This is a genomic window from Bradyrhizobium brasilense (genome assembly GCF_029714345.1).
GTDB lineage: Bacteria > Pseudomonadota > Alphaproteobacteria > Rhizobiales > Xanthobacteraceae > Bradyrhizobium > Bradyrhizobium australafricanum.
Genome location: NZ_CP121669.1, coordinates 8,836,254 through 8,856,823 on the forward strand (window position 1 = coordinate 8,836,254; position 20,570 = coordinate 8,856,823).

Here is a 20,570-nt window from a genome sequence, read left to right on the forward strand (position 1 = left end):
CGAAATGAACAAGGAGATCGACGACCGCCTTGTTCGCTTCCGCAAGCTGCCGCTGCCGGTCCGCGTCGTCGTGGGCCGGCCGCGCACGTTCAGCTCGATCGCTTTCGGCATCCTGGCTGCGCTGCTGGTGCCGGGAGCACCGCGCATCGTCACGCGCCTGCTCGCGGGCTGGGATGCCTTCGCCGCGCTGTATCTCGTGCTTGCCTATGTGATGATGCTGCGCTGTGGCGTCGCCCATATCAAGCGAAGCGCCATCCTGCAGGACGACGGACGTTTCCTGATCCTGCTGCTGACCGCGTTCGGCGCGCTGGCGAGCCTCGCAGCCATCGTGTTCGAGCTCGGCGCATCGAAGGGCAGCCCGGCCGGACTGGCGCTGGCAATCGTCACCATCACGCTGTCATGGGCCGTGGTGCACACCGCGTTCGCGCTGCACTACGCCCACGAGTATTACCGCGGCAAGACGCCCGGCGGCCTGCAGTTTCCGAACGGCGAGGAACATGTCGACGCCGATTACTGGGACTTCGTCTATTTCTCGTTCGTGATCGGCATGACGGCGCAGGTCTCAGACGTCGGCATCACCGACAAGATCATCCGCCGCACCGCGACCGTGCACGGCATCATCTCGTTCGTGTTCAACACCGCGCTGCTCGCCCTGATGGTGAACATCGCCGCGAGCGCGATCTAGTCGTGCCGCCTGATGAGATGCCGTCCGCAAGGCGGTCGGCAAGGACGACAAGCAGCACGCCGATGACGTCGCGCGGATTTATTCCCCGCCTTGCGTCACGTGCTCCTGATATTGCGGCAGATCGTCCGTTATCGCGTACCACGGCGCCTTGGAGCCGACGAAGATGTGGGCGGTCGGCCGGATCGCCGGCGCATCGCGCAGCGTGCCCATCGCGACATGGACATAGGCGCCGCCGCGGACCTGCGAATAGAGCAGCGAGCCGCAGCGGCCGCAATGCGCGTCGTGGGTGAGCTCATCGCCATAAATCAGGAGCCCATCAGCGCCGCTGACCACGGTGAATTTGTCGCGCGCGATTCCCGCGAATGGCTTGAACGCCGATCCCGTGGTGCGCCGGCAGTTCGAGCAGTGACAATTGAGCGCATAGGCAAACGCGTCGGCCACCTCGTAGCGCACGTCGCGGCAGAAGCATTCGCCGGTCAGGATATGTTCGTTCGAATTTGCAGATGCGGTCACAACTCGTCCCTCACGCAGAATTTTGTCGCCGGCCATGGCGCAATCTAGCGGTTCATGGCTAAATCCTGGAGCCCTTTCCGTTCCGATTGAATCGGAACGGGGGCTCTAGATTCGAGCCTGACGCGTTTTCTCCACGCGAACCGGCACCCGCTTCGCTCGAAAACGCTCCAGCCGATCCAATCCTGCCGGGAGGACCAACCAATGAGCCAAGATCGATCCAGCGTCGAAAGCGTCGTGCAAACCTATTTCGACGGTCTCTACGAGAGCAATGCCGACAAGCTCGCCGAGGCTTTTCATCCGAGCGCCGATTTGCGCTGGGTGGAGAAGGGCGAGCTGAAGGTCCTCACCGTGCCGGACTGGCTTGCCTTGGTGCGCAAGCGCACCTCGGCGAAGGCCGAAGGCAAGCCGCGCGAGGATTTTATCGTCACCATCGACCGCTCCGACGACAACACCGCCTTCATCAAGGTGCGCTGCCAGCTGCCGCCGCGCTATTTCACCGACTATCTGGTGGCGATGAGGCTCGCCGACGGCTGGCAGATCGTCTCGAAGTCCTACCGCTACGACCTCAGGGATTGATCGACCGGGCGCGGCGCGCCCGCGACGGCTTTGTGACACGCCCTCCGCGGTCCGGCTCCGGCCGGACCGCATTGACTGGCACCGGTTTCCGGGCGAATTGAGCCCGTTATGGAAGCCAAATTTCAGATTTTTCTCACTTTGCTCGGCGTGCTGGCGGGAACCGCCCTGGTGGCGCGGCGGACCGATATCGCGCCCGCGATCCTGCTGCTGCTGGTCGGCATCGTGCTCGCCTTCGTGCCGGGCATGCCGTCGCTGGAACTGCCGCCTGAGCTCGTGCTGCTGGTGGTGCTGCCGCCGCTGATCTATTCGGCGAGCGTCGCGATGAGCTGGCGCGAGTTCAAGGCCAACCTGCGGCCGATCATCCTGCTGTCGGTCGGCTGCGTGATCTTCACCGCCTTCATGGTCGCAACCGCGACCCATTATCTGATCGGCCTGCCCTGGAGCATCGGCTTCCTGCTCGGCGCTATCGTCGCGCCGCCGGACGTGGTCGCTCCGCTGGCGATCGCCCGCAGGCTCGGCATGCCCCGCCGCATCCTGGTGGTGCTCGAGGGCGAAGGGCTCGCCAATGACGCGACCGCGCTGATCCTCTACCGCTTCGCGCTCGCCGCGATCACCACCGGGCTGTTCTCGCTGCCGAAGGCGACCGGCACCTTCCTCGTCATCGTCGCCGGCGAGATCGCGTTCGGCACCGCGGTCGGCTGGCTCAGCCTGCGCGCCCGCCGCCGCGCCAGGGATCCGCAGGTCGAGATCACGCTGTCGCTGATCACGCCCTATCTCGCCTACTGGATCCCCGAGCATTTCGGCGGCAGCGGCGTGATCGCGACCGTCGCCTGCGGCCTCTACATGAGCTGGAACGGGCCGCTGCTGATCTCGGCCGCGACGCGCCTGCAGGGCATCTTCTTCTGGGATCTGATCATCTATCTGATCGAGGGCCTGCTGTTCCTCTTGACCGGCTTCCAGATGCGCTCGCTGTACGAGAAGTCGAAGTCGTTCCCGCTGCACGACATCCTCACCGCGACCGTGCTGGTCGCCGTCATCGTGATCGTCGCGCGCTTCGTCTGGGTGTTTCCCGGCACCTATCTGCCGCGCTGGATCAGCGCCCGCGTGAGCGAGCGCGATCCGCTGCCGTCGTGGCGGGCGGTGTTCGTGGTGGCCTTCACCGGCGTGCGCGGCGCGGTCTCGCTCGCCGCAGCGCTGGCGCTGCCGCTGACATTGCCGAGCGGAGACGCCTTCCCGTATCGCGACCTGATCCTGTTCGTCGCCTTCGGCGTGATCTTCGTGACGCTGGTCGGGCTCGGCCTCACCTTGCCGCCGGTGGTGCGCTGGCTCGGCCTCGCTAGGGACGGGCGCAGCGAGCACATCGCCGAGCACGAGCAGGAGATCGCGGCGCGGCGCGAGGCGCTGAACGCCGCGCTGAAGTCGCTCGATGCCATCACCGACGACCGCGAGCTTTCCGACGAGGTCATCAAGCTGTTGCGCTCACGGCACGAGATCCGGATCAACCAGCTGCCCGACTCGCTCAATCCCGACACGCACGACGTTTCCGCCACCGGCACCGAGCTGACGCGGGAGCTGATCGCCTCCGAGCGCAAGTTCATCCATATGCTGCTGCGCGACGGCAAGATCACCGACGAGACCAGGCGGCGGATCGAGCGCGACCTCGACCTCGAGGAAGCGAGCCTCGCCAACCGCGAGTATCGCAGGATGCCGTTGTAGCGCGTGTAGCGCGCGGTATCCCTCCCCACGTCGTCCCGGCGCAGGCCGGGACCCATAACCACCGTCGCTGGTTTGGCGAAGGTTGGGGCCACAGCGCATCTCAATAATATCCAACGGTGGTTATGGGTCCCTGCTTTCGCAGGGACGACGGTGCCCTACTCCGCGGCGGCGTTCTGGCCGGGACCGCCGACGAAGCCGGAGGGATCGCCGAACCGCTCGATCATCACGGCGGTGAGGTCCTTGGTCTTGCTGGTGACGCAGGCGCCGGAGCGCACGGTGTAGCGGTCCTGATGCTGAGCATGCGGCGGCGCCTCGCCCTTCTGCAGCGCGCGGGCCGCCTCCATCATGAGCTTGCGGAAATGCATGATGCCGAGATCGGTCGGGCCGAGATGCTCGCGGGTGCGGTCGGCGATCGGGCCCTGGCTGTCCTGCACCGCGGCGTCCTGCTCGGAAACGCCCTTGATGCCGGTGTAGCTCTTGGTCCGCTGCAGCTTGCGGTCGATCAGATAGTCGTTTGCCTTGTTGCGCAGCGGCACGTAGTTCTCGTCGACGACAGCCATCACGCCATTGCCGTTGGCGTAGCCTTCGCGCTCGGCGTCGGTCAGCGGGCGGTGCGGATTCCACGCATAGGTGTAGATCCAGCAATTGGTGTCGGTGACCGGCACGAAGGTCTGGCCGAACATGTTCTCGCCCGGCATCGAGCTCGGCGCGTAGCTGTGGAACGGCATCAGGAACTGGGCGATGCGCCAATAGATGTTGTCGCTGCCGGTGAGCCGTCCGCCCGCCACCGTGAGGCCGGCCTCATGCGGATTGATCTTGATCACCGGGCGCGGGTCCTCGGCGATCCAGCGCATGTGATCGGTCGCGACCCGGGTCAGCGGGTTCACGAAATGCTTCTTGATGTCGAGGATCTCGTTCTCCTCCTTCTCGAAGGAGAGATGCGCGAAGGTGAAATGCGCGGTGTCGATCGAGCCTTCCACCGCCTGCACCCAGTTGCAGTCCTGCCACTTCTTGGTGACGAAGCGGTGCGAGGCCGGCAGCAGCGCCATTTCCAGCGCCGGCAGTTCGGGCATCACATCGGCCGGGCCCATATAGGCCCAGATCATGTCGCCCCATTCACGCACCGGATAGGACTTGATCCGGATCAGGTCCTTTGCGTTGAGGTCCGGATACGACGTCGGCATGTCGACGCAGCGGCCGTCGGTGTCGAACTTCCAGCCGTGATAGACGCAGCGGATGCCGCATTCCTCGTTGCGGCCGAGCCAGAGATTTGCGCCGCGATGCGGGCAGTATTGGTCGATGACGCCGACCACGCCTCTCGTGTCGCGGAAGGCGAGCAGGTCCTCGCCCATGACAACGATCTTCTTCGGGTCGCTGTCCGGTTCCGGGAGTTCTTCGGACAGCAGCACCGGAATCCAGAACCGCCGCAGCAACTCGCCCATGCCGGTCCCCTCACCGGATTCGGTGAGGAATTTGTTGTCCTCCGCGCGAAGCATGGGCGGTCTCCCGATGGCATTTTTTTCAGTTCGTAGTTCGTAGGATGGGTGGAGCCAACGGGGCCGCGCGTTGTGCGGACCCGTTGGCTCTACCCATCCTACGCAGCACGCAATTCCTCACACCGGCCGCTCTCCCTTCACGGTGACGCGGGTGCCGGAGCGGGTGTGCGGCCAGTAATCCCACATCGCGCGATGCTGGGCGCAGCGGTTGTCCCAGAACGCGATCGCGTTCTCGGTCCAGCGGAAGCGGCACTGGAACAGCGGGTTCTCGGCGTGCTGGTAGAGATAGGCCAGCATCGCGTCGCTCTCGTCGCGCGGGATGCCGACGATGAAGCGGGTGAAGCCGCGATTGACATAGAGCGACTTCTTGCCGGTCACCGGATGGGTGCGGACCACCGGATGCTCGGCGCGGGGATATTCCCGTTTGTCGGCGACGCCGTAGTTGGCATACAGGCCACGATAGGTCTGCTCGCCGTCATGCAGCGCGGTCAGCCCGTCGAGATAGGCCTTCATGCGGTCCGACAGGGCCTCATAGGCGGCGTACATGTTGGCGAACAGCGTGTCGCCGCCGCGCGGCGGGCACTGCTTGATGTAGAGGATCGAGCCCATCGGCGGCTCGAGGTCGCAGGACACGTCGGTGTGCCAGCCTTCGCCATTGGCGCGCGGGGAATCCTTGTCGGCGTAGATCTTCATCAGCGCCGGATCGCCCTCATTGGGCGCGGCGGGATGCACATGCAGCTCGCCGAACTTGCGGCCGAAGGCGAGATGCTGGTCGGGGCTGATGTGCTGGTCGCGGAAGAAGATGACGAGGTTTTCGGCGAGCGCGCGATGGATCTCGTCCATCTGGCGGTTGGAGCGCGCATCGTCGCCGACCAGCTTGCCGATATCGACGCCGGAGATCTCCGCGCCGATGATCGGCGTCAGCTTCTCGACGCCGATGGTCTCATAGGGCTCGGATTGGTCGGCGAGGTGGCGGTAGCGCGGGCCTTGCTTGCCGGACAGCGAGCTCATGGGCGTTCTCCCGATCATTCTTGATTGGGAGCATGGTAACGCGCATCGACGGAAGCGCAATCTGCGCCTCAAACATATCTGTCGTCCCGGACAAGCGCAGCGAAGCGGAGCGCAGATCCGGGACCCATAACCGCAGGATCGGGTTTTGCGGAGGCTGGTAACCCAGATCTCGCGCCACAACCACCGTCTGTGGTTATGGGTCCCGGCCTTCGCCGGGACGACGGTTGAGTGTGGGTCACGCGCGGAGTGAAACTACTCCGCGGCGCCGGCCTGCTCCGGCAGCTTGGCGCCGTTGCCGTAGCGCTGGTCGATATAGTCGATCACCAGTGCCTTGAAGTCGGCGGCGATGCCCGGACCGCGCAGGGTGCGGAACTTCTTGCCGTCGACGAACACCGGCGCGGCCGGCGCTTCGCCGGTGCCGGGCAGCGAGATGCCGATATTGGCGTGCTTGGATTCGCCGGGGCCGTTGACGATGCAGCCCATCACCGCGACGTTGAGCTGCTCGACGCCCGGATACTTGGTCTTCCAGGCCGGCATCTCGTCGCGGATGAAATCCTGGATCGAGCGCGCCAGCTCCTGGAACGTGGTCGAGGTGGTGCGGCCGCAGCCCGGGCAGGCCGCAACCAGCGGCACGAAGGTGCGGAAGCCCATGGTCTGCAGCAATTCCTGCGCGACCTGCACTTCCAGCGTGCGGTCGCCGCCGGGCTCCGGCGTCAGCGAGATCCGGATGGTATCGCCGATGCCCTGCTGCAGCAGGATGCCGAGCGCGGCCGAGGAGGCCACGATGCCCTTCGAGCCCATGCCGGCCTCGGTGAGGCCGAGATGGATCGCATAATCCGAGCGGCGCACCACTTCCTGATAAACCGCGATCAGATCCTGCACGGCGGAGACCTTCGCCGACAGGATGATCCGGTTCTTCGGCATGCCGAGCTCTTGCGCGCGCGCCGCCGACAGCAGCGCCGACTGCACCATCGCCTCGCGGGTCACCGCGCGGGCATCGCGCGGATTCGCAGACGCAGTGTTCTCGTCCATCAGCTTGGTGAGCAGCTCCTGATCGAGCGAGCCCCAATTGGCGCCGATGCGCACCGGCTTGTTGTTCTTGTTAGCGATCTCGATGATGTCGGCGAACTGGGTGTCGCGCTTGTTCTTGAAGCCGACATTGCCGGGATTGATACGGTACTTGTCGAGCGCCTCGGCGCAGGCCGGATATTCGGCGAGCAGCTTGTGGCCGATATAGTGGAAGTCGCCGATCAGGGGCGTGGTGATGCCGCGCTTGCGCAGGCCGTCACGGATGTGCGGCACGGCAGCGGCGGCTTCCTCGCGGTCGACGGTGATGCGGACCATCTCGGACCCGGCGCGGGAGAGCGCGGTTACTTGGGCGATGGTGCCGTCGACATCGGCGGTGTCGGTGTTGGTCATCGACTGCACGACGATCGGCGCGCCGCCGCCGACGGCGACGTTGCCGACCATGACCTGCGTGGTTTGGTGCCGCGGCGCGGGGCCGGCGACGTCGTCTTGCGGCAAAATCTCGGGCTTGTTCATGGCGTCTCGAATATCAGGTTTTGGTGACATTCACCAAGGGGGCGATGGGCCTCGCGCGCGGCGGGCCAAACGATCGTGTTTCGGAGTGAATTCAACAGCTTATGGCGCCGATTGAGGCCAAACGCAAGCCATGCAGCGGCGTCCTGCATGCCCCGCTATATTGGACCGGATTGGGGTGAATCAAAGGGCAAGTGACAGCTTTTCATGTGATCCGGAGCATCCTAGCATTGTCTTAAGATCATTCCGGGAGGGCGCGAAATGGCCGGCCACAGCGAGCTGATCACCACGGCGGAACTTGCCGAGATCCTGACCCGGCCGGACCTTCGCCTGTTCGACTGCACCACTTATCTGGAGCCGGCCCCCGCCGGCAGCAACGTTCCCTATATTGTCGTCTCGGGCCGCCAGACGTTCGAGGCCGGCCACATCCCGGGCGCCAATTTCCTGGATTTGCAGGCCGAATTCTCCGAGGCCCATACCCATCTGCGTTTCATGATGCCGCCGACAGCGCAGCTCGAAGCCGCGTTCGGCCGCCACGGCATCTCGGCGGGCAGCCGCGTCGTGCTCTATTCGATCGGCACCGCAATGTGGGCGACGCGGTTCTGGTGGATGCTGCGCTCGCTCGGCTTCGAGGGTGCTGCGGTGCTCGACGGCGGCATCGACAAATGGACCGCCGAAGGACGCGACATCGAGACCGGACTTGCCGGCGGCTATCCGCCGGCGACGTTTCCGGCGCGGCCGAAGGACGGCATGTTCGTCGACAAGCATGACGTGCTCGCCGCGACCGCGGAGGACGACACCGTCATCGTCAACGCGCTCGGCCCGCAATTCTACAAGGGACTGGAGCCGAGCCGTTACGGCCGGCCCGGCCGCATCCCCGGCAGCGTCAGCGTGCCGGCGGCGACCTTGATCGATCCGAAGCACAAGACGTTCGTGCCGCTTGAGGAGGCCGAAGCAACCTTCGCTGCGCAAGGCATCACCAGGGACAAGCGCGTCGTCGCCTATTGCGGCGGCGGCATCTCCGCGACCATCGACCTGTTTCAGCTGCATCGGCTCGGCTACGACAATCTCACGCTCTATGACGGCTCGATGGGCGAATGGGCGAAGGATGAGTCCCTGCCAATCGAGAGGGGTTAGTGGGGAAGCGCGATGTCTCCTCCGTCGTCCTGGCGAAGGCCAGGACCCATAACCACCGAATTTGCTTGTGAACGGGAAAGCGGCCCCCAGCGTCGCGCGACAACCGACAGTTGGGGTAATGGGTCCTGGCCTTCGCCAGGACGACGCTGAATGTTTGGCGCGCCGATGAGGCATACATCCGCATTCTCGCGACATGAATCGTCGGAGTCTTGAGGCGATCAAGCCGGCTTCTTGACGATCTCAAGGCCTCGGGCCGCCAATTCCTTCAAGATGCTCCGTGCGAGGTGGGAGCACTCATCCGGCTTGATCCAGCACGCGCTCCGCCAGTCCGGATCATCCTCCTTGGAGTATGCGGTGAACGCGGAGCGAATACCGGCTTCAATTGCATCGGTGGCATCGATTGGCATCGGCGCGCCTCCAACGGCATCCCTCGCATGGGAGCCTTCGTGGAGGCGATGTTGACGTAAATCGATACCGTCCGCAATTGCGCCTGAAGGCCACAATTGTCCGCTCAGCAATAGGGAAACGTAAATCTTCGCCGCTAGAGTGCTGCCGTCTGCCGGAGATGGTCGTGCATCCCACCGCGTCGATCGCCACCTGTTTCAGGAAGTTCGCTGATTTCACCGGACGGGCTTCGCGCGCCGAGTTCTGGTGGTTCTTCGGCTTTTGTCTGCTGCTCCTGCTCGCAGCCCATCAGCTCGACAAGACGGTCTACGCCGCCGTCGCAATAGCGCTGCCGCTGTTTGCCGTGACGGCCCGGCGCTTCCACGACAGTGGCCTGACCACCGGCCTTGCGGTGTTCTTCGCCATTGCGCCGTTTGTCATCTTCTACTTCTTTTCCGCTGTCCAGGATCGCATCGAGGCATGGTTTGGCGTGCACGTGCCGTATGGATTGATCGCCGCGATCCCGGCGACCTGCGCCTTTGCTTTCTCTGCCTTCTGCTTCCTCGCCGCACTCGGCCGCCGAAGCCTGCAGACCGCTTCGACGGTACGGTCGAGGTCCGACGTCGATTCATCGGAACCAAATCCGGCCGTGCTCGCCAGGCAAGAGGCGGAACGCAAGGTCTCCGGTTTTTCCAAAGCCGTCATGGCCGTATTCGCGATCCCGGCGGATGGCGGGACGTCGGCCGTCGCCGACAAGACCGACCCCGGCGTCACCGCCGCGTGCGGGATCGTCGTCGATCTCTGCGCGCGTTACGGACACGGCATCACCTCACCGCCATTCAACGCGCTGTTTTCCGGATCAGGGGCGCGACTTGAGGCCGCCGGCTGGCACGCCCTACCGGACGGCGGCGCGGAGATCGACCTGAACCATCGCGCAAGCACCAGCATCGTGCGCAATTGCGCAGTTGAACTGCGCAAGGACGCGGGACAGACCGACATTGCCGGCCTGCTGCGCAAGGAGAAAGAGCAGTTGCAGGCGGCCGAGACGGCGACGCCGGAACAGGATCGGACGACGGCCTATTACGCGCTCGACGGAGTGGGCGCAGCCGGATTCATTGCGATCGAGAAGCTGCGTCAAAGCTACAACACCTATTTCCGAATCCGCATCTACCTTGCCGAAGGGCATGGGCGCGCCGCGATGGAGACCCTGCGATCGTCGACGCTCTACCAGGCATTCCGCCACGCGTTCTCCGATGGCGCGCCGCCCTATCCCGCGTTCGGCCAGAGAATCATCAAGGGCTATCAGCCGATCCTCTACCGGGACGGGCTCGGCATCTCACTCGAGGTCACCGAACTCGGAGCCGGGAGCGCAAAAATGCTTGCCGACCGCGGGCTGCATCTTCCGCAGGTCTACGTCGATTTCGAGATGCATGAGCGGATGATGTAACGGGACTGCGCTCCGGTTGTCTGCGGCATTCCGCTCCTCTTTGCTCGTCATCCTGAGGCGCGAGCTCTTGCGAGCCTCGAAGGATGAACGGCCCGGCTGCCGGCTGGGCCGTCGTGCTTCGAGACGCGCGTTCCGCGCTCCTCAGCATGACGGGGAGAGAGTTGAGCGCACGGCACCCAGGATAACCTCACGCCGGCACGTTGGGATCCGGCGTCACCTTCGGGTCGGGCTTGTTGACGAGATAGAGGCCGGCGATCACCAGCAGCGCGGCGACGCCGAACACCGCCGTCAGGGTGTCGTGCATGATGAAATAGGCCGCAACCACGCCGAACAGCGGCGTGACGAAGGTGAATGCGGACAGCTTGCTCGCGGAGTAGGTTTTCACCATCGCGAACCAAATGACAAACGTGCAGCCCACCACCCAGACCGCCTGATAGGCGAGCAGCGAGATCGACAGCGCGCTCGGCACATGCTCGATGCGCTCGCCCGCAATCCAGGCGGCGAGGCCGAGGATCGGAATCGAGATCGCGACCTGGTAGCCGAGCGCCTTTTCCGGCGCCGCCTTGCGCAGGTTTGTGCCCTTGGCGACCAGCGTGGTTGCCGCCCACAGCGCGCCGCCGCCGACCACCATGAGGTCGCCGAGCAGCACCTTGGCATCGACGTTCGGCTGCGGCACGCCGATCGCGAGCGCGACGCCGGCAAAGCTCAACGCAAGCCCGCTCCACTGCACGGTCGAGAGACGCTCGCCGAGGAACTGGTGCGAGCCGAGCGCGACGAAGAACGGCGCGGTGTAGAGGAACACCGAGGCACGCGACGCCGAGGTGAAGACGAGGCCGGTGAAGATCAGCACGAACTCGCAGCCGAACATCAGCCCGGCGATGATGCCGGGCACGAGCGTGCCGTCGCGCTCGAAGAATTTGACGCCGCGCAGGTGGCCGACGATCAGCATCACCGGCAGCGCGCCGGCGGAGCGGATCATCGCCTGCAGCATCGGCGGCACGTCGGGCAGCGCGAGTTTCACCGCGAGCTGGTTGAAGCCCCAGCTCACGCACAGCATCAGCATCACTGCGATGGCGCCGGGCGGCAGCCCGTGCCCGACGCTGACGGGCCTCGTGACGCTGGCGGAGATCGCTTGGGTCGACATGTTTCCTCGCGGGCCGGCTTGGTGCCGTGTTGTTAATTGCCGGTTGGGCTCCCTCGCCCCGCTCTTGCGGGGAGAGGGTTGGGGTGAGGGGCCGTCGCCGCAAATTCGATAGAGGCGAGCGTGCGGAGAGTCTCCCTCACCCGAAATTCGCTACCGCGAATTTCGGCCTCTCCCCGCAAGCGGGGCGAGGTAGCTCGAAAGCAGTGCGAGTTAGCTGAAACCATCGCGCCATCACGTCTTCTGGCAATGCGCGCAGGTGCCGGCGATCTCGACGACGGAGAGTTTCGGGATGAACCCCGAGGCCCGCGCCGCCGCGGTCAGGCTTTGCGCGACGGGGGCGGCCGGGATCTCGCCGACCGAGCCGCAATGGTCGCAGATCAGGAACGCCACCATCGAGGTCTCGTCATGGTCATGCGCGCAGGCGAGGAAGGCGTTGCGGCTCTCGATGCGGTGCACGAGGCCGTTCTCCATCAGGAAGTCGAGCGCGCGGTAGACGGTAATCGGTGCCGGCCGCGGCATCGTCTTGGCCAGCTCGTCGATCACCTCATAGGCGCCGAGCGGGCGATGGCTCGACAGCAGCGCCTGCAGCACCTGTCGGCGGATCGGGGTGAATTTCTGGCCGCGGCGCGCACACACCTGCTCGGCATGCGCCATCGCGTCCGCGGCGCAGCGGCCGTGATCGTGGTCGGGGGCAGGAAATGTCGGCTTGGCCAGGCTCATTGCCTCGATATGTAGCATTTGCGCGGCCGTTCCCAAAGCCCGGCCCGCCAACCCCGGTCGGCCGCCGCGTTGCAGCCATGCCCGCAATGCGGGGCAGCCTCGCGTTAACCCGGCATGCAGAAATCATAAGCAAGCTTATTATATCCCAAGCTTATGGAGACAGGATCGATGCGCGGTTCCGTGGATACGGATTTCTTGTTTACGCTGGGCGAAGTGTTCCGGCTGATCCGCGTCTATGCGGACAAGGAGGCCGCACGCTACGGCATCACTCGCGCACAATGGGCCGTGCTGTCCAAGGTGGAACGCCAGGAAGGGTTGAAACAGACCGAGCTCGCCGAGCTGCTCGAGGTGCAGCCGATCACGCTGACGCGGCTGATCGACAAGCTCTGCGACAATGGCTGGATCGAGCGCCGCAGCGACGAGAACGACCGCCGCGTGAACCGCCTCTACCTGAAGAAGGCCGCGCGCCCGCTGCTCGGCAAGCTCGCCGGCCTCCGCTCCGAACTCACCGCGACCGCGCTCGAGGGCATCAGCCCGACTGACGCGCATCGCCTGCTCACCCAATTGGAATCGATCAAGGAAAACGTTCGCAATGCCGTCCAAACCCCAGCCGGCGAACCCTCCCGAAAGGAACAGCGCTATGGCTGAACCCGTCCTCAAACTGGCCCCCGAGCAGAAGAGCAATCCGGGCGAGCCCAGCCCGTCGGGCAAGGCCAGCCGCGCGCCGCGCCGTCGCCTGATGGCGGGCCTGCGGCGCTATCGCCGCACGCTGCTGCTGGTCGTGCTGCCGACGCTCGCTGCGATCGGCGGCATCGTGTTCTATCTCAATGGCGGCCGCTATGTCGGCACCGACGACGCCTATGTCGGCGCGCAGAAGGTGCTGATCACGCCGGAAATCTCCGGCAAGATCGACAAGATCGTCGTGAAGGAAGGCCAGCACGTCAAGAAGGGCGACGAGCTGTTCGAGATCGACCCGGTGCCGTTCCGCCTCGCGGTGGCGCAGGCCAAGGCCGCGCTCGACCAGACCAGGACCACCTATGACAACCTGGTCGACAACATCAAGATCAACAGCAGGATGCTGGAATTCGCCCAGCAGAGCATCGAATTGAAGAAGCGCGACGTCGATCGCAAGTCGACGCTGGCCAAGCAGAATTTCGGCTCGCAGCTCGACCTCGACAACGCGGCGAACGCGCAAGTGACGGCCGAGAGTCTGGCGCAATACATCAGGCAGCAGATCTCCAAGGACAAGACGCAGCTGCTCGGCGACGTCGACCTGCCGATCGAGCAATTCCCACCCTACGCGCAGGCCAAGGCCAAGCTCGACGACGCCCAGCGCAATCTCGATCACACCGTGCTGCGCGCGCCGATGGACGGCGTCGCGACCCAAGTCGACCAGATCCAGCTCGGCCGCTTCGTCGCCGCCGGCTCGCCGGTGTTCTCGATCATCGATGTCGACCATCCCTGGGTCGACGCCAATCCGAAGGAAAGCGACTTCACCTATGTCGCGGTCGGCCAGCCGGTTGAGCTCGACGTCGACGCGTTCCCGAACCATCGGTTCAAGGGCAAGGTCAGCTCGCTGTCGCCCGGCACCGGCGCGCAGTTCGCGATCCTGCCGCCGCAGAACGCGACCGGCAACTTCGTCAAGGTGGTGCAGCGCGTGCCGGTGCGGATCTATTTCGACGACAACGATCCGTTCGTGAAGAAGCTGAAAGCCGGCATGAGCGTCTACGCGACGATCGACACCAACCACCGCCGCACGCTGGCCGGCCTGCTCGGGCTGGCGCCGGCCTCGGCGCACCCGGACCACGAGTAGAGAGAAGAAGCGGTCGATCATCGACCGCAGAGACAGTGCGCCCCCTCTCCCGCTTGCGGGGGAGGGGGTTTCCAACGCTCGAACAGGACCGACCTGAATGAATGCACCGTCACCATCCGCCGTACCCGGCATGCGCCGGAACATGGTGACGATCTGCGCGATGACCGCGACGATCATGCAGGCGCTCGACACCACGATCGCCAACGTCGCGCTGCCCTATATGCAGGGCTCGCTGTCGGCCTCGCAGGACCAGATCAACTGGGTGCTGACCTCCTACATCGTCGCGGCCGCGATCATGACCGCGCCGGTGGGCTGGATCGCCAACCGCTATGGCCGCAAGCGCATCTTCATCATCTGCTCGGCCGGCTTCACCGTCGCCTCGGTGTTCTGCGGCCTGGCGCAGGACATCAACCAGATGGTGCTGTTCCGCCTGCTGCAGGGCGTGTTCGGCGCGGCGCTGGTGCCGCTGTCGCAGGCGGTGATGCTCGACTCCTACGCGCTGCATGAGCGCGCGAAGGCGATGTCGATCTGGGGCATGGGCGTGATGATGGGCCCGATCATGGGACCATCACTGGGCGCCTGGCTGACCGAGACCTATTCCTGGCACTGGGTGTTCTTCGTCAACCTGCCATTCGGCGCCATCACCGTGCTTGGGCTGGCGATCTTCATGGACGAGACCAAGCAGGACCTCAATCTGCGCTTCGACTGGTTCGGGTTCGGCGCGCTCGCGGTCGCGATCGGTTCGCTGCAACTCGCGCTCGACCGCGGCGAGCAGCTCGGCTGGCTGGAATCCAACGAAATCATGATCGAATTCATCGTCTCCGCGGTCGGCTTCTACTATTTCTTCGCCCATTCGCTGACGACCAGCCGGCCCTTCATCCAGTTCGCGCTGTTCAAAGACAAGAACTTCCTCGGCGGCTGCGTGTTTATGACTGTGATGGGCCTCGTGCTATATTCGACGATGGCGCTGTCCTCGCCCTATCTGCAGAACGTGGTCGGCTACCCGATCATCACCGCGGGCCTGTTGTTGGCGACCCGCGGCGCCGGCACCTTCGTCGCGATGATGCTGGTCGGCCGCATGATGCGCTATATCGAGGCGCGCACGCTGATCATCTCCGGCCTGGCGCTGACCGCGGCCTCGCTGTTCCAGATGACCGGCTGGACCGACATGACGCAGGCCAACGAGATCATCGTCGTCAGCGTGGTCCAGGGCTTTGGCTTCGGCCTCGTGTTCGTGCCGCTGTCGACGGTGGCGTTCATGTCGCTGCCCAACCATCTGCGCACCGACGGCACCTCGATGCTGACGCTGCTGCGCAACGTCGCGAGTTCGGTCGGCATCTCGATCGTGATCGCGCAGCTGACGGAAGGCGGACGGCGGATCTACGCAAAGCTGTCGGAGCAGATCAATCCGTTCAACCACGCGCTGCAGATGCCCGACGTATCGGGCATGATCAACCTCAACACCGATGCCGGCCGCGCGATGGCCGACAAGATGGTGGCAGCGCAGTCGCAGATCATCGCGTTCTCGCACGACTACCAGCTGGTGATGCTGTTCATCCTGGTCTCGATCCCGCTCGCGCTGATGATCGGCTCGACCAAAGCCGCGCTGCGCGCGCAGTCGGCGCCGTCGGACCATGCCGCGGTGATGGAGTAGGTTTTCGCCCTACGTTCTCCGATTGTCGGGGCGATTGGTCACACCGTCATCCTGAGGCGCGAGCATTTGCGAGCCTCGAAGGATGCACGGCCCCGTTGGTGGCCGTCGACCCTTCGAGACGCGCTACGCGCTCCTCAGGGTGACGGTGAAAGAGTGAGGACGCCCCCTCCGAAAGCGCAAGACGCCGCAGCCGCAAGCCGCGTTGACTTTCCGACCTCGCCTCCCAATACTCCGCGAAAACAAGCAGACCCGTCATACAACTGACGGTTTCAGGGGAGGACGCGATGCCGACTTCACGCAGGACGCTGCTGAAGACTTCAGCGGCTGCCGCCGCTGCTTTCAGCTTGGATTGGACACGGGCGCAGGCCCAGGCCGAGACGGTCCGGATCGGCGTGATCTACGACCTGACCGGCCCATTCGCCGCCGGCGGCTCGGTCGCCTCCTCGATCGGCACCCAGATCGCGATCGACCTCGTCAACGAGAAGGGCGGCATCGGTGGCAAGTACAAGATCGCGCCGGTCAACGTCGATTCCCAGAGCAAGCCCGATGTCGCGATCAACGAGGCCAATCGCCTGATCGACCAGGAGAAGGTCGACATCCTCAACGGCGTGTTCGCAAGCTCCCACGCGGTGCCGCTCGCCGCCAAGGTCGAGCAGCAGAAGCGGATCCTGTGGATCACGACCGCGGTCTCGACCGCCGTGTTCAAGGACAAGAACCTGCAATACGTGTTCCGCGCGCAGATCCATTCCGACCAGTACGGCCAGGCGTTCGCGAGCTTCATCAACGAGCACGCCAAGGCCAAGCTCGGCATGGAGCCGAAGGACGTCAAGGTGGCGCTGATCCATGAAGACGGGCCCTATGGCGTCGGTGTCGCCGCCGCGGACGAGGCCTTCGCCAAGGAGGTCGGGCTGCAGGTCGCGCTGAAGGAGGGCTATTCCGCCTCCGCGCCCGATCTCTCGGTGCTGGTGACCAAGCTGAAGCGCGCCAAGGCCGACGTGATCTCGCATGCCGGCTACAATCCCGACATCACGCTGTTCCTGCGCCAGGCACGCGAGAGCGGGCTGAAGTTCAAGATGCTGTTCGGTGCCGGCGCCGGCTACAGCCAGCTCGACAAGCTGCGCGCGACCTTCGGCGCCGACATCGACAATTTCTGCAACATCGACCCCGTGCCGGCGCAGCTGCTCGATCCGGCCAAGCTCGCACCCGGAATCGGCGACCTCACCAAGACCATGGTCGCGCGCTACCGCGAGAAGACCAATGCGACCGAAGTGCCGCCGCACTGCTCGATGGGCTTCAACCAGACCTGGATCCTGCTCAACAATGTGCTGCCCGTCGCCAAGGAGAAGTACGGCGGCTTCGATCCCGAGGCGATCCGCAAGGCGGCGCTCGACGTCGACATCCCCGCAGGCGGCACCATCCAGGGCTATGGCGTGAAGTTCTATCCGCCGGGCACGCCGCTGTCCGGCCAGAACGAGCGCTCGACGCCGGTCGTGATGCAGAACGCCGGCGAGCGTATCACCGTGGTGTGGCCGACCAATATCCGCACGCAGGATCCGGTGTTCCCGCTGCCGAAGGGCTCGGTCTACGCGGCGTAGGGACGATCGTTTGCTGTGCGGCTCGCCGGAGAATTATCCCCGTCATCCCCGCGCAAAGGCTTCGCCTTTGTCGCTGGAGGAGCCCGCACTTGCGGGCGTCTCGAAGGATCGACGGCCACCGGCCGGGCCGTGCATCCTTCGAGACGCGCTACTCGCTCCTCAGGATGACGGGTCTGGCGTGAGTATACGCGCGTAATCTCGTCGTTCCCGCCACCCTACAGCACCACCCGCCTGCCCTCATCCGCCGCCCAGTAGCCGGCGTAGTTCACCCTGGTCGTCTCATACGCCAGCGCGAGATCGGCGAGCGGCTGCCGCCCGGTCGCCACGCACTCCATGAAATCCTGGATCTCCTGCAGGTAGCCGCGGGTCCATTCTTCCTCGAGGCAGACATATTGCCAGCCGGTTTTGCGATCGACCTTTTCGGTGATGTAGACCGAGGCGAGCTTCTCCTCGGAGGTCTGGTAGCTGGTCAGATGCGTGTTCGGGGTGATGTTGGCAAACAGTGAGCCGCCGCTCGTATAGGTCTCGATCAGGTTGCGCACGCCGCCCATGATCATGTCGCCCGAAAACACCGTCGCCTTGGTTCCGTCGGAGAAGGTTGCGGTCAGCGTGCCCCAATCCTCGACGTCGACCGGCTTGGCCTTGATGTAGGCGCGCTCCTCGGATTTAAGGCCGGCGGTGACATTGCCGACGTCGCAGGTGACGCTGGCGACCGTGATGGTCTCGCCGCGCGCCTTGGCCTCGACCTGCTTGAGATAGAGCACCGCCGACAGGGGATGACAGCCCATCCGGATCAGCGAGCCGCCACCGGTCATCGCCCACTCGGCGGCATGCGCCGCATGCGAGCCGGAATGGCTCTCCTCGCCCTTCATGAACAGGATCTTGTCGCCTGTCGCGCGGATGATCTCCGCGGTCTTGGTCACCGCCGGCGCGTAGATCCAGTCCTCGGCATACATGAAGAGTTTTCCGCTTCGCTCGATCGCGGCGCGGGTCACCTCCATCTCCTCCATCACCCGCTGGTACATCAGCGCTTTCGGCACGTGCCTGCCGATCGGCGCCTTGTCGCCGTCGCGGCCGAAATAACCGCTGAACGGCTTCTCGCAGATCACGTGCTTGCCCGCCTGCATCGCCTCTACGATCATCCCGGCATGCAGATTGGGCGGCGTGCAGATGTCGATGACGTCAAGCTCGCGGTCGGCGATCAGCTCGGCGAAGCTGCGATAGGCGTTCGGGATTGCGTGCTTGCGCGCGAACGCATTGACATGATCGCCGCGCGCCGCGACCGCCCTCACCTCGACGTCGACGCCATAGACGCGCCGGTAGGCAACCATATGCAGCTCCGACACGAAGCCGCAGCCGGCCAGCCCGATCCTGATCTTTGTCATTTTGTGTCTCCGCCCCTCAGGCCGGCGCAGCGTAGCGTGCGGCCATCACCGCGTCGAACGCATTTGCCATCACGGCGTGCGGCGGCGTCAACCCCGTGAACAGCTCGAACGCATCGGCCGACGCATTGATCGCGAGGTCGCGTCCGGTCAGAACATCTGCGCCCCTTTCCTTCGCCATGGTCAGCAGCGGCGTCCAGAGCGGCGTGTAGACCGCATCGGCGACCCACATCGAGCGATGCAGCAACGCATCCGGCACCGGCGTGTCGCGGCTCGGCAGCATGCCGACCGGCGTTGCGTTGACGAGACCGACGGCGCCGTCCACCGCGGTCACGACGCCAGTGGCGTGGACCACATGGCGATCCGCCAATTGAGCGGCAAGCTGCGCTGCCCTGACGTCATCGGCGTCGAAGATGCGGAGCTCACCGACGCCAAGGCCGGCGAGCGCGAAGGCGATCGCCTTGCCGACGCCGCCGGCACCGATCAGCGCGATCGGGCCGCGCGGCGCTGATGCAAGCAGCGGCGCGATCGCGCGCGCAAAGCCGGTCGCATCGGTGTTGTGCCCGACCAGTCGCGCACCATCGGCGACGATGGCGTTGACCGCGCCGATCGCGCGCGCATTGGGTGCGAGGTCGTCGAGCAGCTCGACCACCGCCTCCTTGTAGGGAAAGGTGACATTGACGCCGGCAAAGCCGAGCCGCCGGATGCCTTCCAGCATCGCGCGCAGCTCGTCGCGGCCGGCGCCGTTGACCTCGATGAGCTGGTAGTGACAGCGAACGCCGAGCGCAGCTGCGGCCGCTTCGTGCATCGCAGGCGCCGCCGAATGCGCGATCGGATAGCCAATCAGACCGGTCAGGAAGCGGTCGCGCATTGTCCCTCACGTCAGTCGCGTTCAGCTCATGCGGTCGAGCCGAGCATAGCTGTCTTCCATGCCGTGCTCCATGCCGGTCGCGAGCATCGCCGCGCGCGTCTCGGCATTCGGCAGCGTCATCCGCATCGTCATCAAGGTGCCGTCGCCGTCGGGCGCGAAGCGCGTCTCGACATGATTGTCCGGCGTCGGATCCGGCAGATGCATGCGCTCGACATGCACGATGCGGCTGAACGGTTCGAGCGCGAGATATTCGCCGGTCAAATGAAAGCCGCCGCCCTTGCCGTCGGTCCATTCGTAGCGGATCCGGCCGCCGGGCTTCGCCTCGCTGATGCAGACCGGCATGGTCCAGCCGTCGGGACCGAGCAGCCATTTCTGCAACAGCTCCGGCTCGGTATGCGCGCGATACACCGCCTCCGGGGGCGCGACGAAGCGTCTGGTCACGACGACATGGCGGTCGCCTTCGGTCTTCAGCGTCAACTTGCTCATGGGGATACCCTTCACTGCTCAGGCTTCATTGTGGCCAGCACGTCGTCCAGCCGGTCGTAATTGGTTTCCAGCGCGCGGCGCAGCATGCCGAGCCATTGATCGATCTCGGCAACCGCCGATGGCGCCAGCCGGCACGGCCGCTTGGTGCCTTCGATGCGCCGCACGATCAGGCCGGCGCCCTCGAGCACCTTGAGATGGCGGGAGATCGCGGGCTGGGTCATGTCGAACGGCTCGACCAGTTCCATGACAGTCGCCTCGCCCAGCGCGAGGCGCGCCAGGATCGCCCGGCGGGTCGGGTCGGCGAGCGCGGAAAAGGCGGCATCGAGGTTGGCCATGCTTGATCTCGCATCGGTTATATAACAATATTTTTATATAATCGATGACGCATGGTCAAGCGAACC

General features: G+C 64.9%; 20 protein-coding genes. 9 read left to right on the forward strand and 11 right to left on the reverse strand.

The window, feature by feature from the left end; genetic code table 11:
• The first annotated feature begins 4 nt into the window (after positions 1-4).
• The gene (locus QA635_RS40925) at positions 5-685 is read left to right on the forward strand and encodes a DUF1345 domain-containing protein (RefSeq protein WP_283065788.1); all 681 of its coding nucleotides are present in this window, start codon (positions 5-7) and stop codon (positions 683-685) included.
• Positions 686-763: 78 nt separating this feature from the next.
• On the opposite strand, the gene QA635_RS40930 is transcribed toward QA635_RS40925, so the two are convergent.
• Complete coding sequence (locus QA635_RS40930; RefSeq protein WP_283065790.1) at positions 764-1,198, reverse strand: GFA family protein; 435 nt, start codon at positions 1,196-1,198, stop codon at positions 764-766.
• A gap of 201 nt (positions 1,199-1,399) precedes the next feature.
• Here QA635_RS40930 and QA635_RS40935 point away from each other — a divergent pair, with 201 nt between their 5' ends.
• Positions 1,400-1,774, forward strand: coding sequence for a nuclear transport factor 2 family protein (locus QA635_RS40935; RefSeq protein WP_038387088.1), 375 nt, complete (start codon positions 1,400-1,402; stop codon positions 1,772-1,774).
• Positions 1,775-1,882: 108 nt separating this feature from the next.
• Positions 1,883-3,490, forward strand: coding sequence for a Na+/H+ antiporter (locus tag QA635_RS40940; RefSeq protein ID WP_092090493.1), 1,608 nt, complete (start codon positions 1,883-1,885; stop codon positions 3,488-3,490).
• A gap of 155 nt (positions 3,491-3,645) precedes the next feature.
• Here the strand turns inward: QA635_RS40940 and QA635_RS40945 are convergent, their stop codons facing one another.
• The 3 genes from QA635_RS40945 to ispG all read right to left on the reverse strand — a co-directional run bounded on the left by QA635_RS40945 (position 3,646) and on the right by ispG (position 7,539).
• Complete coding sequence (locus QA635_RS40945) at positions 3,646-4,986, reverse strand: Rieske 2Fe-2S domain-containing protein (RefSeq protein WP_283065792.1); 1,341 nt, start codon at positions 4,984-4,986, stop codon at positions 3,646-3,648.
• A gap of 117 nt (positions 4,987-5,103) precedes the next feature.
• Positions 5,104-5,997: a TauD/TfdA dioxygenase family protein gene (locus QA635_RS40950; RefSeq protein ID WP_028343560.1), complete on the reverse strand. Its 894-nt coding sequence runs from the start codon at positions 5,995-5,997 to the stop codon at positions 5,104-5,106.
• Positions 5,998-6,249: 252 nt separating this feature from the next.
• Positions 6,250-7,539, reverse strand: a complete 1,290-nt coding sequence (gene ispG / locus QA635_RS40955) for a flavodoxin-dependent (E)-4-hydroxy-3-methylbut-2-enyl-diphosphate synthase (protein ID WP_283065794.1) — start codon at positions 7,537-7,539, stop codon at positions 6,250-6,252.
• Between the two features lie 258 nt (positions 7,540-7,797).
• On the opposite strand from ispG, the gene QA635_RS40960 reads away from it, so the two are divergent.
• Positions 7,798-8,673: a sulfurtransferase gene (locus QA635_RS40960; protein ID WP_283065795.1), complete on the forward strand. Its 876-nt coding sequence runs from the start codon at positions 7,798-7,800 to the stop codon at positions 8,671-8,673.
• A 218-nt stretch (positions 8,674-8,891) separates the two neighbouring features.
• Here the strand turns inward: QA635_RS40960 and QA635_RS40965 are convergent, their stop codons facing one another.
• A complete protein-coding gene (locus tag QA635_RS40965) occupies positions 8,892-9,080 on the reverse strand; it encodes a hypothetical protein (protein WP_038387623.1) in 189 nt (62 codons plus the stop codon).
• On the opposite strand from QA635_RS40965, the gene QA635_RS40970 reads away from it, so the two are divergent.
• The gene (locus QA635_RS40970) at positions 9,074-10,504 is read left to right on the forward strand and encodes a DUF805 domain-containing protein (protein WP_283065799.1); all 1,431 of its coding nucleotides are present in this window, start codon (positions 9,074-9,076) and stop codon (positions 10,502-10,504) included. The genes QA635_RS40965 and QA635_RS40970 overlap by 7 nt on opposite strands.
• A gap of 187 nt (positions 10,505-10,691) precedes the next feature.
• Here the strand turns inward: QA635_RS40970 and QA635_RS40975 are convergent, their stop codons facing one another.
• The gene (locus QA635_RS40975; RefSeq protein WP_283065801.1) at positions 10,692-11,648 is read right to left on the reverse strand and encodes a DMT family transporter; all 957 of its coding nucleotides are present in this window, start codon (positions 11,646-11,648) and stop codon (positions 10,692-10,694) included.
• Between the two features lie 231 nt (positions 11,649-11,879).
• Positions 11,880-12,368 (reverse strand): Fur family transcriptional regulator, encoded by a 489-nt coding sequence (locus tag QA635_RS40980; RefSeq protein ID WP_026191999.1) that lies wholly within the window; start codon positions 12,366-12,368, stop codon positions 11,880-11,882.
• 153 nt (positions 12,369-12,521) lie between these two features.
• Here QA635_RS40980 and QA635_RS40985 point away from each other — a divergent pair, with 153 nt between their 5' ends.
• The 4 genes from QA635_RS40985 to QA635_RS41000 all read left to right on the forward strand — a co-directional run bounded on the left by QA635_RS40985 (position 12,522) and on the right by QA635_RS41000 (position 17,430).
• A complete protein-coding gene (locus QA635_RS40985; protein WP_176937303.1) occupies positions 12,522-13,016 on the forward strand; it encodes a MarR family winged helix-turn-helix transcriptional regulator in 495 nt (164 codons plus the stop codon).
• Positions 13,009-14,181: an HlyD family secretion protein gene (locus tag QA635_RS40990; RefSeq protein ID WP_283065804.1), complete on the forward strand. Its 1,173-nt coding sequence runs from the start codon at positions 13,009-13,011 to the stop codon at positions 14,179-14,181. The genes QA635_RS40985 and QA635_RS40990 overlap by 8 nt, the downstream gene beginning before the upstream one ends.
• 97 nt (positions 14,182-14,278) lie before the next feature.
• Positions 14,279-15,835 carry an MDR family MFS transporter gene (locus QA635_RS40995; protein ID WP_283065806.1) on the forward strand — a complete coding sequence of 519 codons (1,557 nt, stop codon included), beginning with the start codon at positions 14,279-14,281 and terminating at the stop codon, positions 15,833-15,835.
• A 284-nt stretch (positions 15,836-16,119) separates the two neighbouring features.
• Entirely contained in the window at positions 16,120-17,430 is a 1,311-nt protein-coding gene (locus QA635_RS41000; protein ID WP_057016785.1) for an ABC transporter substrate-binding protein, read from the forward strand.
• A 215-nt stretch (positions 17,431-17,645) separates the two neighbouring features.
• Here QA635_RS41000 and QA635_RS41005 read toward each other — a convergent pair whose 3' ends face one another.
• Genes QA635_RS41005 through QA635_RS41020 form a run of 4 tightly spaced genes read right to left on the reverse strand, consistent with a single transcriptional unit; the run spans position 17,646 to position 20,504 of the window.
• On the reverse strand, positions 17,646-18,815 hold the full coding sequence (locus tag QA635_RS41005) for a Gfo/Idh/MocA family protein (protein ID WP_283065809.1): 1,170 nt from the start codon (positions 18,813-18,815) through the stop codon (positions 17,646-17,648).
• A 16-nt stretch (positions 18,816-18,831) separates the two neighbouring features.
• On the reverse strand, positions 18,832-19,683 hold the full coding sequence (locus tag QA635_RS41010; RefSeq protein WP_283065811.1) for a shikimate dehydrogenase: 852 nt from the start codon (positions 19,681-19,683) through the stop codon (positions 18,832-18,834).
• Positions 19,684-19,704: 21 nt separating this feature from the next.
• Positions 19,705-20,169, reverse strand: coding sequence for an SRPBCC domain-containing protein (locus QA635_RS41015; RefSeq protein WP_283065813.1), 465 nt, complete (start codon positions 20,167-20,169; stop codon positions 19,705-19,707).
• An 11-nt stretch (positions 20,170-20,180) separates the two neighbouring features.
• Entirely contained in the window at positions 20,181-20,504 is a 324-nt protein-coding gene (locus tag QA635_RS41020; protein ID WP_283065815.1) for an ArsR/SmtB family transcription factor, read from the reverse strand.
• Positions 20,505-20,570: the final 66 nt, after the last annotated feature.

Bases quoted from the DNA above. Each gene is read 5' to 3' on its own strand.
- QA635_RS41020 (WP_283065815.1), bottom strand. From the start codon at position 20,504: ATGGCCAACCTCGATGCCGCCTTTTCCGCGCTCGCCGACCCGACCCGC.
- QA635_RS40945 (WP_283065792.1), bottom strand. From the start codon at position 4,986: ATGCTTCGCGCGGAGGACAACAAATTCCTCACCGAATCCGGTGAGGGG.
- QA635_RS41010 (WP_283065811.1), bottom strand. From the start codon at position 19,683: ATGCGCGACCGCTTCCTGACCGGTCTGATTGGCTATCCGATCGCGCAT.
- QA635_RS41000 (WP_057016785.1), top strand. From the start codon at position 16,120: ATGCCGACTTCACGCAGGACGCTGCTGAAGACTTCAGCGGCTGCCGCC.
- QA635_RS40925 (WP_283065788.1), top strand. From the start codon at position 5: ATGAACAAGGAGATCGACGACCGCCTTGTTCGCTTCCGCAAGCTGCCG.
- QA635_RS40995 (WP_283065806.1), top strand. From the start codon at position 14,279: ATGAATGCACCGTCACCATCCGCCGTACCCGGCATGCGCCGGAACATG.
- QA635_RS40940 (WP_092090493.1), top strand. From the start codon at position 1,883: ATGGAAGCCAAATTTCAGATTTTTCTCACTTTGCTCGGCGTGCTGGCG.
- QA635_RS41005 (WP_283065809.1), bottom strand. From the start codon at position 18,815: ATGACAAAGATCAGGATCGGGCTGGCCGGCTGCGGCTTCGTGTCGGAG.
- QA635_RS40975 (WP_283065801.1), bottom strand. From the start codon at position 11,648: ATGTCGACCCAAGCGATCTCCGCCAGCGTCACGAGGCCCGTCAGCGTC.
- QA635_RS40990 (WP_283065804.1), top strand. From the start codon at position 13,009: ATGGCTGAACCCGTCCTCAAACTGGCCCCCGAGCAGAAGAGCAATCCG.
- QA635_RS40980 (WP_026191999.1), bottom strand. From the start codon at position 12,368: ATGAGCCTGGCCAAGCCGACATTTCCTGCCCCCGACCACGATCACGGC.
- QA635_RS40960 (WP_283065795.1), top strand. From the start codon at position 7,798: ATGGCCGGCCACAGCGAGCTGATCACCACGGCGGAACTTGCCGAGATC.
- QA635_RS40950 (WP_028343560.1), bottom strand. From the start codon at position 5,997: ATGAGCTCGCTGTCCGGCAAGCAAGGCCCGCGCTACCGCCACCTCGCC.
- QA635_RS40965 (WP_038387623.1), bottom strand. From the start codon at position 9,080: ATGCCAATCGATGCCACCGATGCAATTGAAGCCGGTATTCGCTCCGCG.
- QA635_RS40935 (WP_038387088.1), top strand. From the start codon at position 1,400: ATGAGCCAAGATCGATCCAGCGTCGAAAGCGTCGTGCAAACCTATTTC.
- QA635_RS40985 (WP_176937303.1), top strand. From the start codon at position 12,522: ATGGAGACAGGATCGATGCGCGGTTCCGTGGATACGGATTTCTTGTTT.
- ispG (WP_283065794.1), bottom strand. From the start codon at position 7,539: ATGAACAAGCCCGAGATTTTGCCGCAAGACGACGTCGCCGGCCCCGCG.
- QA635_RS41015 (WP_283065813.1), bottom strand. From the start codon at position 20,169: ATGAGCAAGTTGACGCTGAAGACCGAAGGCGACCGCCATGTCGTCGTG.